The organism is Streptacidiphilus melanogenes (genome assembly GCF_000787835.1).
Lineage (GTDB): Bacteria > Actinomycetota > Actinomycetes > Streptomycetales > Streptomycetaceae > Streptacidiphilus > Streptacidiphilus melanogenes.
Genome location: NZ_BBPP01000082.1, coordinates 5,684 through 17,145, shown reverse-complemented (window position 1 = coordinate 17,145; position 11,462 = coordinate 5,684). Strand labels below are relative to the sequence as shown.

Here is an 11,462-nt window from a genome sequence, read left to right as displayed (position 1 = left end):
TGTGAGTACTTCTACTCATGCGTGCTCGGCTCCCGGCCACGACCCTGGGCGCATGGAATCCTTGCGAGCGGCTCCCAGCCTGACGGATCGCTGGTGGAGCATCCCGCGCCCGAGGGTGGTGGCAGACGTGACGGCCGCCGTAGTCCTCTTCGCCGTGGAGGGGCTGGTCTGGTTCGTGGGGATGCGTCACTGGGCGCTGGGGCTCTTCGCGGCGTCCGCTGTCGTCTTCCTGGGAGCCCTTGTTCGCCGGGCCCCCTTCACGGCTGGGGCGCACTACGTCATCGCGTTGTGCGTGGGCCTGGTGATGCTGCCCCAGCACACTCCGGCTCCTGCCGGCCCGGAACGGGTGCCCGGCTACACCACCGCGTGCTACTCGGCTCAGCGCTGCGGCTGATCCCGGTGAACCCGGCCGAGCGGCCACCGCAGGAGGAGCCACAGGACGATGCCTGAGAGGCACCCGCTCGCGACCACGTCCCAGAGCCAGTGGTAGTTCCTCCAGATGAGGCAGAAGCCGACGCCGGCGCAGAGGAAGGCCGTCGCCGGAAGGACGAGTCGGCGCAGGCGCGGCCAGGTCGTGCAGAGGACGAGAGCCGCCGTTCCCAGACAGATCGACGCGGTGGCCGTGTGCCCCGAGGGGAACCAGCCCCACTCGCCCGAGGCGACGGGGGCGCCTTCGGGGCCCGGTCGGCCGATGAGGATCTTGCCGGGGATCACCGTGCCGAAGAGGGCCAGAGCGGCGAGCAGCGCCGCGGTCGGCGGACGCCAGGAGCGGAGGCGAACGGTCACGACGAGGGTCACCGCGGTGAGGACGGCCCCCGAGTAGGTCGCTACGCCGAAGTCGGTCCAGCGTTCGGCGAGGGTGTTGGTCCAGGGCCACGGATCGGCGGCGACCCAGCTCTGGACCGTGTCCCGCGTCCAGCGGTCGACGGCCAGCAGGGGGCCGTGCGTCAGGACCTGTTCTGTCAGGACGCCGAGGATCGCGAGCAGGGCGACCGGGAACCACACCGACTGGAAGAGCGTCTGGAAGAAGGCAGCGCGAAGCCGCCCCGGAGCAGGGGGGAGAGCTCCGGGGCGGCTGAGGTGATCGACGTTCCGCTTGGCCCGGGGGGTTTGAGCTCGGCGTTCGGTCGATCGGCTGAGGGGATCCGCGGGCGGATCCGAAGTGGTGTCCTCGGTGGTATCGCGCTTCTCCATCTGCTTTGACAGTACGTCACCGCGGCGTGGAGGGCGATCCGTCTCACCCACCCACCATCAGGTCCGCACACGTTCTTCACTCGCCTGGGGCAACGCCCGTGGGCGGTGCGAACACAGGCGCGGACGGGGGTGCGAACGGGGGCGCGAACGAAGGCTCCGGCCTTGTCGCCGCGACCAGACGCGGGCCCCACTTCGGGTCGTGGAAGACGTCGTGCAGGACGGTGGCCAGGGTGCCGGTGTGCTCGGCGTGGACCATCGCGCCGTCGCCCAGGTAGAGGCCGACGTGGTGGATGGGGCCGCCGGGTTCGGCGAAGAAGAGCAGGTCGCCGGGGATCAGCTCGTCGCGGCGCGTGATCGGGCGGCCTTGGACGGACTGGGCCCCGCTGTAGTGGGGGAGCGCGACGAAACCGCCGCTCGCCTGGTACCAGGCGTAGCGGGCCAGGCCGCTGCAGTCGAAGCCGATCGTGTGGTCGGCCGAGCAGGAGCCGTCAGGCAGGTAGCCGTTGGTGCCGTCGCAGAAGCCCAGGGTGGGGCCGGTGAAGCTGCCGCCGCCCCATGCGTAGGGGATGTTCAGCTCGGCAAGGGCGACCTGCGCGGCCTGGAAGCCACGCACGCGTTCGGCGGCGGTGGGGCCGGACTCGTCGGCACGTGCGGAGGAGACCGGCGCGAGCACGAGGGCCGCGAGGGCCAGGACGAGGGCGGCGAGGATGCGGCAGAGCCGGAGCGGGGACCTCATGCGGGCGATGACTACCCGGATCGTTCTCGGACCAACGGTCCGTCAAGCACTGTGCCCCCGTCGGACGAACCGACGGGGGCACAGCTGGGTGGAGCGGGGGATCAGAGCGCGGCGAACGCGTTCTCGAGGATGTCCAGGCCCTCGACCAGCAGCTCCTGCGGCATGACCAGCGGCGGCAGGAAGCGCAGGACGTTGCCGTAGGTGCCGGCGGTCAGCACCAGCAGGCCCTGGCTGTGGCAGAACTTCGCGAGGGCGGCGGTCGCCTCCGGGTTCGGGTCCTTGCTGCCCGGCTTGACCAGCTCGATGGCGATCATCGCGCCGCGGCCGCGCACGTCGCCGATGACGTCGAACTTCTCGGCGAAGGCGCGCAGGCGGGTGAGCATGGTCTCGCCGATGGCCTGGGCCTTGGCGTTGAGGTCCAGCTGCTTCATGGTCTCGATCGAGCCCAGCGCGGCGGCGCAGGCGACCGGGTTGCCGCCGTAGGTGCCACCGAGGCCACCGGCGTGGGCGGCGTCCATGATCTCGGCGCGGCCGGTCACCGCGGCCAGCGGCAGACCGCCGGCGATGCCCTTGGCGGTGGTGATCAGGTCGGGGACGATGCCCTCGTCGTCGCAGGCGAACCACTGGCCGGTGCGGCAGAAGCCGGTCTGGATCTCGTCGGCGACGAAGACGATGCCGTTGGCGCGGGCGTACTCGACGATCGCGGGCAGGAAGCCCTTGGCCGGCTCGATGAAGCCGCCCTCGCCCTGGATGGGCTCGATCACGATCGCGGCGACGTTCTCGGCGCCGATCTGCTTGTTGATCATGTCGATCGCCTGGGCCGCGGCCTCGGCGGCGCAGTTCTCGGCACCGGTCAGCCAGCGGTAGGGGTACGCCAGCGGGACGCGGTAGACCTCGGGGGCGAACGGACCGAAGCCCTGCTTGTAGGGCATGTTCTTCGCGGTCATGCCCATGGTGAGGTTGGTGCGGCCGTGGTAGCCGTGGTCGAAGACCACGACGGCGGTGCGCTTGGTGTAGGCACGCGCGATCTTGACGGCGTTCTCGACGGCCTCGGCGCCGGAGTTGAACAGCGCGGTGCGCTTCTCGTGGTCACCCGGGGTCAGCTCGTTGAGCTGCTCGGCGACGGCGACGTAGCCCTCGTAGGGGGTGACCATGAAGCAGGTGTGGGTGAACGCGGCCAGCTGCTGCGAGGCGCGCTCGACGACCAGCTCGGCGGCGTTGCCGACGTTGGTGACGGCGATGCCGGAGCCGAAGTCGATCAGGGAGTTGCCGTCGACGTCCTCGACGACGCCGCCGCCCGCACGGGTGATGTAGACCGGCAGGGTGGTGCCGACACCGGCGGCCACCGCGGCGAGCTTGCGTGCCTGCAGCTCCTGCGACTTCGGCCCGGGGATCGCGGTGACGAGGCGGCGCTCCTGCGGGAGCGAGGGGCCGCCGGGAAGCTGAGCAGCGCTCATGAGGTGGTCTCCCATGCGTTGTGGGTCGGGTCCGAAGGGGGCGAGGGGGATCGTCCCCTTTGAGCAGGCTACGGCGGGGCTGGGGTGCGGGCATACGCCGAAGGGGAGTGATCCGTCGGTGGAGTTGTCCGGTGCGGATACTGATCATGATGCGTGTGCTTCCGCACGGGGAGCGGGTCCGCTCCACTAGATTGAGAGCTTCGAGGCGGGCTTGTGTGCGGGCGCAAGGGAGCGGGACGGGATGTCACTCGACGGGCATGCGGCGCATCCGCAGAACTCCGCGATCCCGCCGATGCCGAGTGTGCCGCCGCAGGTGCCCGCCCCCGGAGGGGCGGCGATCCCGCCGCAGCACGGTGCGCCCGGCGCGGGCGCGGGCTTCGACCTCGTCGGGTGGGTTTCGGCGAAGCGGCACAGGACGCCGGCCGGCGTCTTCGGCCTCGGCCCGGAACCGCGGTCGTCGGACGAGAAGACGCTTGCGGACGATGCGATCCCCGGGTGGAAGCTCCTGCTGCGGGCCGGGCTGAACGCCGTCGTGGCGTGGGAGCTCTTCGTCTACGCCCAGCCGGCGATCACCTGGCTCTTCACCCTCCTCTTCCCGGGTGAGATCACGGCCGTACAGCGGGACGACTCCACCGCCATCATGATCGCGAACATCCTCTGGGTGCTCACGGCGGTGCTGCTGGTGTGGATCTTCGGGCGGATGGGCCGCTGGCGAGCCGTCGGGCGCCGCTATCTGCTGCCGCTGGTGCGCGAGCTGCGTGTGGCGCAGCGCAAGCACGCTGTGCAGAAGCAGAAGGAGGCGGGTGCCTCCGCGGCGGAAGGGCCCGTCGACGTGTGGGCGCCGTTGCGGGCGGTGGCTGGGGTTGGGGGGTTGGAGCTGCTGGATTCGGAGACCGTGCAGGGGCGGGTCGGGGATGTGGACCACCAGCGGTTGCTGCGGGCGTTGGAGTGCGTGCGGCACGACCCCGCGCGGCTCGGGGCGTTGCTGGACGCGGTGCGGGAGTACGGTGCGGTCGCGTGTGCGCATCCGTCCGGGGCGCGGGATCTGCCCGGGAGGAGTCCGGCCAACGACCTGCTGCTGCGTCAGCTCCGGTTGGGGGCGGCGGAGAACGTGCCGAAGAACCCGGCCGGGTACCGGGGTGCGGACGTGGCTCTCGATCCGCTGCTGCTGGGGACCTCGCTGCTGGCCGTCGGGCCGGCCGGGAGTGGGAAGACGACGCGGCTGATCCGTCCCGTCGCCGAGGCGCTGTGTCTGCAGGCACTGACGGGGACCGCCGTCGTGGTGGTCGTCGGCGCGGCCGACGTCGATCTGGGGCCGGGGTCCTGGTACGACGTCGTCGTCGCGCCCGGCGATCCGGCGGCGCGGTACGGGCTGGACCTGTTCGGCGGCGCGCTGCACGCTGACGAGGCGGCGGCGCGGCTCGCGGACGCGCTGCTGCCGGACGAGCTGGTGCTGCGCACCCAGGCGGCGCGGCTCGCACTGCAGCAGATCGTCGGGCCGTTCGAGGCCGGGTACGGCCGTCTGCCGGGCGTGCGGGAGCTGGTGCTGCTGCTGCGCGGCGAGGAGCGCGCGTGGACGGGGCTGCTCGCCGCGGTGCGGGAGAGCGGCGCACTCGAGCGCCACCAGCACGAGCTCGCCCAGCGTGAGCGGATGCACGGCCTGGCCGACGACCCCGGCGCGCTGCTCGCCGACCGGCTCGCGCTGCTGGACCGTCCCGTCTTCGCCCGCTGCTTCAACGCCTCCGCGGGCGACGCGGAGTCCCTGCCGCTGTTCGCGCTGCGCGCGCTCGACCATCCGCTGCGGGTGCGGATCGCGCTGCCGGAGCACAGCCATCCCGAGGCGGCCCGGATCCTGGGCCGGCTCGTGGTCGGCCAGTTCCTGCACGCTGCCGCGAGCCGCGCGGACCGCTCGCTCTTCGCCGGTCTGGTCGTCGACGACGGGTCGGCGGCGGTGGACACGCACGCGATCCGCGGCCTGCAGCGCCTGCGGTCCGCGAACGGTGGTGCGGTGCTGGGGCTGCGGACGCTCGTCGACGTCCCCGAGTCGCTGCGGGCGCCGCTGTTCGGCGCGGTCGGGGGCCGGATGGCGTTCCCGGGCCTGGCACCGTGGGACGGCCGGCTGTTCGAGGAGGCCTGGGGCACGGTCTGGGTCGACGAGCGGGACGTGACGCGGGCGGTGGACACCTCCGGCGGCATCCTGCGCCGTTCCTTCCGCGGCATGCGGGCCCTGCTGGAGGGGGAGCGGGCCCAGACGGAGAGCGTGACGACGCGGAAGGTCGAACGCCGCCGCTGGTCGGCGTCGGATCTCGCCCAGGTGCTGCCGCGCGGGCACGCGGTGGTCTCGCTGACCTCGGTGGACGGGACGCAGGTGCCGCCGTTGCTGGTCCGCCTGCCGTGACCGTGACCGGCCGCGACGCAACGCGCGAGTAGCTGCGCCGCTGAGGCAGAATCGATGGAGAGGGCTTGGACGCGCCGTCCAACCCCATGCCCGACCCGGGGTGTCGCAAGGACGCGGCACGCCGCCGCCCCCGCTCCGTCGAAGGTGTCATGTCTCTCGAGAAGCCCCCGCGCCCCGACGACGAGGTGCGGCACAGCAGTGTCACGGTGGCGTCCCTGGTCGCGATGCCGGGGCTGGGGCTCGTCGTCCGCGCGGGGGAGACCGCGCTGGAGCGGCCGGTCCGGTGGGTGCACACCAGTGAGCTGGACGACCCGGTGCCGTACCTCGAGGGCGGCGAACTGCTGCTCACCACGGGGCTGAAGCTCGGCAAGGGCAAGGAGAAGCTGCGCCAGTACGTCCACCGGCTGGCGGACGCGGGCGTCGCGGGGCTCGGCATCGGGGTCGGGCTGACCTACGACGAGGTGCCGCAGACCCTGATCGAGGCGGCGGCCGAGCGCGAACTGCCGCTGCTGGAGGTGCCGCAGCCGACGCCGTTCATCGCGATCAGCAAGGCTGTCACGGCCGCCCTCGCCGCCGAGCAGTACAAGGCGGTCAGCACCAGCTTCGAGGCGCAGGAGGAGCTGACCCGCGCGGCCCTGGGCAAGGACGGCACGGCCGCCGTCGTCGCGAGGCTCGCGGCCCGGCTCGGCGGCTGGGCCGCGCTGTACGACGCGACCGGCGGGGTGGTGGTCGCCGCGCCGGACTGGGCCGCGCGCCGGGCCGGGCGGTTGCGCCCCGAGGTGGAGCGGCTGCGCGGCCAGTCGGCGCCCGCGAGCATGGCGCTCCAGGGGGACACCCCGGACACGCAGGACTACGTGGTGCTCCAGTCGCTGGGCGCGGACCGCCGCGCGCGCGGCTTCCTCGCCGTCGGCACCGAGGACCGGCTGACCTCCGGCGAGCGGTACGTCGTGAACGCCGCCGTCGCCCTGCTGACGCTGACCCTGGAGCGCTCGCGGGACCTGCGCCGCGCCGAGGACCGGATGCGGACGGCGCTGCTGCGGCTCGTCCTCGCCGGGGAGACGGTGATCGCCAAGGAGGTCGCGGGCGCGCTGCTGGGCGGACTGCCGCAGGGCCCCGTCCGGGTGCTGATGGCCGAGGGCAACGACCTGGCCGAGCTGGGCGACCGCGCCGAGCAGGCCGCGGCGCGGTCCGGCGAGCCGCTGCTGCTCGCCCCCGAGGGTGAGCGGCTGGTGCTGGTGGCCGTGGACGGCGGGATGGTGCACCAGGTCTGCACGGATCTCGCGGTGGACCTGGACACCGTCGCGATCGGGATCTCCTCGCCGACAACCCTGGAGTCGGCGGGTTCCGCGGCGGCGGAGGCGGAGCGCGCGCTGGCCGTGGCGGTGCGCAGCGGCCGCAGGAGCGTGGACCACGAGGAGGTCGGCGCGGGCTCGCTGCTGCCGCTGCTGGGCGAGGAGGCCGTCCAGGCCTTCGCGGAGGGCCTGCTGCGGCCCCTTCGCGAGCACGACCGCACCTCGCGCGGCGACCTGGAGGCGAGCCTGCGCGCCTGGCTCTCCCGGCACGGCCAGTGGGACGCCGCGGCGGCGGATCTCGGTGTCCACCGGCACACGCTGCGGTACCGCATGCGGCGGGTGGAGGAGCTGCTGGGGCGGACGCTGGACGACGCGGACGTGCGGATGGAGCTGTGGATGGCGCTCCGCGCCTCCGGTGAGTGAGTGACCACCGAGGTGTCTGAGGTGCCTCCGTGTCCAGTTGGGTGGAGCGTCTCGTACGTTCCGGACAAGCCGGATCGCCTTCCGTGCCGCCTACCGTTGGGGACTGAACAGTCCTGGATTTCACGACGGAAGGGCCGGTGACCGCGGTGACCACCACCTACGCATTCTGGCTGGCGGGGCGGCAGGAGACCGGCCCCGAGACGCTGGACGTGCACCACCCCTATGACGGCCGGCTCGTCGCCAAGGTGAGCATCGCCAGTGACGCGCAGGTCGAGGAGGCCGTCGCGGCCGCCTACGCGGTGAAGGACGAGTTCGCCGCCACCCCCGCGTACCAGCGCGCCGCCGCGCTCGACCATGTCGCGAAGCGGCTCGCCGAGCGCACCGAGGAGATCGCGCAGCTGATCACCGCCGAGAACGGCAAGCCGATCAAGTGGGCCCGTGGTGAGGTCGGCCGCGCCGTGAGCGTCTTCCGGTGGGCCTCGGAGGAGGCGCGGCGTTTCAACAGCGGTGAGGGCCAGCGTCTGGACACCGACGCCGGCGGCACCGGCCGCCTCGGCTTCGTGCGTCGCTTCAACCGCGGTGTGGTCCTCGGCATCGCGCCGTTCAACTTCCCGCTGAACCTGGTCGCGCACAAGGTCGCCCCGGCGATCGCGGTCGGTGCGCCGATCATCCTCAAGCCGGCTCCGGCCACCCCGGTGTCCGCGCTGATCCTGGGCGAGATCCTGGCCGAGACCGACCTGCCGGCCGGCTCCTGGTCCGTGCTGACGGTCCCGAACGACCGGATGCCGGCGCTGGTACAGGACCCGCGTCTGCCCGTCATCTCCTTCACCGGCTCGGACAAGGTCGGCTACGCGATCCTCGACTCCGTGCCGCGCAAGCACGTGACCCTGGAGCTGGGCGGCAACGCCGCCGCGGTCGTGCTCGGCGACTGGAACTCCGAGGCGGACCTGGACTGGGCCGCGACCCGCATCGCGACCTTCGCCAACTACCAGGGCGGCCAGTCCTGCATCTCGGTGCAGCGCGTCATCGCCGACGCCTCGATCTACGACCGCCTGGTCGAGAAGGTCGTCGAGAAGGTCGGAGCGCAGGTCACCGGCGACCCGACCGACGACACCGTCGACGTCGGCCCGCTGGTCAGCGAGGACGCCGCCAAGCGCGTCGAGTCCTGGGTGGACGAGGCCGTGAACGCGGGCGCCAAGCTGCTCGCCGGCGGCAAGCGCGAGGGGGCGAACTACGCCCCGACCGTGGTGGCCGAGCTCCCCGCCGACGTGACGCTGGCGACCGAGGAGGTCTTCGGCCCGGTCCTGTCGCTGCAGAAGGTCGACGGCGTGGACGAGGCCTTCGCGGCGGTCAACGACTCGAAGTTCGGCCTGCAGACGGGCGTCTTCACGCACGACGTGCAGGTGGCCTTCCGGGCCCACCGCGAGCTGGAGGTCGGCGGCGTGGTGATCGGCGACGCGCCGTCCTACCGCGCCGACCAGATGCCGTACGGCGGCGTCAAGGACTCCGGCGTGGGCCGCGAGGGCGTCGCCTACGCGATGGCCGACTACACCTACGAGCGCGTGCTCGTGCTCACCGGTCTGGCCCTGTAGAACGTCTCACCCCTGGTGACCATGGGGGCACTCAGCGTACGGTCGGAAGATACTGGCAGGTATCCCACCGTGAGGTGATGCCCCATGTCCGGCTCCGCCCATCAGACAGATGCGCCCAAGGTCACCGAACGCGAGGCGCGACGCGTCGCGGAAGAGGCCCGGGAACAGGACTGGCGCAAGCCCAGCTTCGCCAAGGAACTGTTCCTGGGCCGGTTCCGTCTGGACCTGATCCACCCGCATCCACTGCCCGACGAGGATGCGGAGCTGGAGGGCGCGGAGTTCCTCGCGCGGCTGCGCGAGTTCTGCGAGAAGAAACTCGACGGCGCGGTCATCGAGCGGGACGCGAAGATCCCCGACGAGGTCGTCAAGGGCCTGCAGGAGCTCGGCGTCTTCGGGATGAAGATCGACCGCGAGTACGGCGGGCTGGGCCTCACCCAGGTGCACTACAACCGGGCGCTGACGCTGATCGGCAGCGTCAGTCCCGCCGTCGCGGCGCTGGTCTCCGCGCACCAGTCCATCGGCCTGCCGCAGCCGCTGAAGCTCTTCGGCACCCCCGAGCAGAAGCGCGCCTTCCTGCCGCGCTGCGCGACCACCGACATCACCGCCTTCCTGCTGACCGAGCCGGACGTGGGCAGCGACCCGGCCCGTCTTGCGACCACCGCCACGCCGAGCGAGGACGGCTCCGAGTACGTCCTCGACGGCGTGAAGCTGTGGACGACCAACGGCGTCGTCGCCGACCTGCTCGTGGTCATGGCCCGGGTGCCGAGGTCCGAGGGGCACCGGGGCGGCATCACCGCGTTCGTCGTGGAGGCGGACGCGCCGGGCCTGACGGTGGAGAACCGCAACGCGTTCATGGGCCTGCGCGGCATCGAGAACGGCGTGACCCGCTTCGCCGGGGTCCGCGTTCCGGCGGGGAACCGGATCGGGCGCGAGGGGGAGGGCCTCAAGATCGCGCTGACCACGTTGAACACCGGCCGGCTCTCCCTGCCGGCGATGTGCGTGGCGGCGGGCAAGTGGTGCCTGAAGATCGCCCGGGAGTGGTCGGCCGAGCGCGAGCAGTGGGGCAAGTCGATCGCCGCGCACGAGGCGGTCGCGACCAAGATCTCCTTTATCGCGGCGACCACCTTCGCCCTGGAGGCCGTGGTCGAGCTGGCCGGCCAGATGGCCGACGAGGACCGCAACGACATCCGCATCGAGGCGGCCCTCGCCAAGCTCTACGGCTCCGAGATGGGCTGGCTGATCGCCGACGAGCTGGTGCAGATCCGCGGCGGCCGCGGCTACGAGACGGCGGCCTCGCTGGCCGCCCGCGGGGAGCGCGCGGTCCCGGCCGAGCAGGTGCTGCGCGACATGCGGATCAACCGGATCTTCGAGGGCTCCACCGAGATCATGCATCTGCTCATCGCCCGCGAGGCCGTGGACGCCCACCTCAAGGTCGCCGGGGACCTGATCGAGCCGGAGGCCGACCTGCGCCGCAAGGGCCGCGCCGCCGCCAAGGCGGGCGCGTTCTACGCCGCGTGGCTGCCCAAGCTGGTCACCGGGCCGGGCCAGGTGCCGACCTCGTACCGGGAGTTCCACCGCCCCGGCCACCCCGACCTCTCCGCCCACCTGCGCTACGTCGAGCGCGGCGCACGGAAACTGGCCCGCTCCACCTTCTACGGCATGTCGCGCTGGCAGGGCCGGATGGAGACCAAGCAGGGCTTCCTGGCGCGCATCGTCGACGTCGGTGCGGAGCTGTTCGCGATGAGCGCGGCCTGCGTGCGGGCCGAACTGCTGCGCACGACGCAGGGCCCCGACGCCGGGCGGGCGGCCTACGAGCTTGCCGACGTCTTCTGCCGTCAGGCGCGGCTGCGCACCGAGGAGCTGTTCGGGCGGCTCTGGGAGAACACCGACGACGCCGACCGGCGGCTCGCCAAGGGAGTGATGACGGGCCGTTACAACTGGCTGGAGGAGGGGGTGCTGGATCCCTCCGGGGAGGGAGCGTGGATCGCGGAGACAGCGCCCGGTCCGGTGAAGCGCCCCAATGTGCACCGGCCGATCGGGGGCTGACGGGGTAACGGACGAGACACGCGGATGGGGAGATCCGTTGTCGTTGATGCACCCTTGACACACCTGACTCGCGCTCACCACTACGATGCGCACTGGCGTGCGGGAAGAGGAGCTGCCACCGGGGGCCCGCACGCCGGGGCTTCAGCGCGCGCGTAAGGCTCCCGGTGTTTCGACGACGAGGAGCAGGTCCAGCGTGAGTTACCCGCCGTACGGGCAGAACCCGCAACAGCCGCCCGGGGGCGGCAATCCGGCGCAGCCGCCGTACGGCGGCCCGCGGCCGCCCCAGGGTTACCCGCCGCAACCGCCGCCGGGGTATCCGCAGCA

At 72.3% G+C, this 11,462-nt stretch carries 8 protein-coding genes; 5 read left to right on the top strand and 3 right to left on the bottom strand.

Annotated elements, in window-relative coordinates; translation table 11 throughout:
• Positions 1 to 52 precede the first annotated feature (52 nt).
• Positions 53 to 394: a hypothetical protein gene (locus TR49_RS38525; protein ID WP_152627698.1), complete on the top strand. Its 342-nt coding sequence runs from the start codon at positions 53 to 55 to the stop codon at positions 392 to 394.
• Here TR49_RS38525 and TR49_RS38520 read toward each other — a convergent pair.
• From TR49_RS38520 to gabT, 3 genes are all read right to left on the bottom strand, one after another.
• Entirely contained in the window at positions 379 to 1,005 is a 627-nt protein-coding gene (locus TR49_RS38520) for a phosphatase PAP2 family protein (RefSeq protein WP_042390883.1), read from the bottom strand. The genes TR49_RS38525 and TR49_RS38520 overlap by 16 nt on opposite strands.
• A gap of 265 nt (positions 1,006 to 1,270) precedes the next feature.
• Positions 1,271 to 1,930 carry a C40 family peptidase gene (locus tag TR49_RS40690; RefSeq protein ID WP_052434981.1) on the bottom strand — a complete coding sequence of 220 codons (660 nt, stop codon included), beginning with the start codon at positions 1,928 to 1,930 and terminating at the stop codon, positions 1,271 to 1,273.
• A gap of 101 nt (positions 1,931 to 2,031) precedes the next feature.
• The gene (gabT, locus tag TR49_RS38510; protein ID WP_042390893.1) at positions 2,032 to 3,387 is read right to left on the bottom strand and encodes a 4-aminobutyrate--2-oxoglutarate transaminase; all 1,356 of its coding nucleotides are present in this window, start codon (positions 3,385 to 3,387) and stop codon (positions 2,032 to 2,034) included.
• A gap of 241 nt (positions 3,388 to 3,628) precedes the next feature.
• Here gabT and TR49_RS38505 point away from each other — a divergent pair, with 241 nt between their 5' ends.
• The 4 genes from TR49_RS38505 to TR49_RS38490 all read left to right on the top strand — a co-directional run bounded on the left by TR49_RS38505 (position 3,629) and on the right by TR49_RS38490 (position 11,138).
• A complete protein-coding gene (locus tag TR49_RS38505) occupies positions 3,629 to 5,785 on the top strand; it encodes a hypothetical protein (RefSeq protein WP_042390881.1) in 2,157 nt (718 codons plus the stop codon).
• Positions 5,786 to 5,934: 149 nt separating this feature from the next.
• Positions 5,935 to 7,500, top strand: a complete 1,566-nt coding sequence (locus TR49_RS38500; RefSeq protein WP_042390879.1) for a PucR family transcriptional regulator — start codon at positions 5,935 to 5,937, stop codon at positions 7,498 to 7,500.
• 146 nt (positions 7,501 to 7,646) lie between these two features.
• Positions 7,647 to 9,092 carry an aldehyde dehydrogenase family protein gene (locus TR49_RS38495; protein WP_042390890.1) on the top strand — a complete coding sequence of 482 codons (1,446 nt, stop codon included), beginning with the start codon at positions 7,647 to 7,649 and terminating at the stop codon, positions 9,090 to 9,092.
• Positions 9,093 to 9,176: 84 nt separating this feature from the next.
• Positions 9,177 to 11,138 carry an acyl-CoA dehydrogenase family protein gene (locus tag TR49_RS38490; protein ID WP_042390877.1) on the top strand — a complete coding sequence of 654 codons (1,962 nt, stop codon included), beginning with the start codon at positions 9,177 to 9,179 and terminating at the stop codon, positions 11,136 to 11,138.
• Positions 11,139 to 11,462: the final 324 nt, after the last annotated feature.

Bases quoted from the DNA above. Each gene is read 5' to 3' on its own strand.
- TR49_RS38525 (WP_152627698.1), top strand. From the start codon at position 53: ATGGAATCCTTGCGAGCGGCTCCCAGCCTGACGGATCGCTGGTGGAGC.
- TR49_RS40690 (WP_052434981.1), bottom strand. From the start codon at position 1,930: ATGAGGTCCCCGCTCCGGCTCTGCCGCATCCTCGCCGCCCTCGTCCTG.
- gabT (WP_042390893.1), bottom strand. From the start codon at position 3,387: ATGAGCGCTGCTCAGCTTCCCGGCGGCCCCTCGCTCCCGCAGGAGCGC.
- TR49_RS38505 (WP_042390881.1), top strand. From the start codon at position 3,629: ATGTCACTCGACGGGCATGCGGCGCATCCGCAGAACTCCGCGATCCCG.
- TR49_RS38500 (WP_042390879.1), top strand. From the start codon at position 5,935: ATGTCTCTCGAGAAGCCCCCGCGCCCCGACGACGAGGTGCGGCACAGC.
- TR49_RS38490 (WP_042390877.1), top strand. From the start codon at position 9,177: ATGTCCGGCTCCGCCCATCAGACAGATGCGCCCAAGGTCACCGAACGC.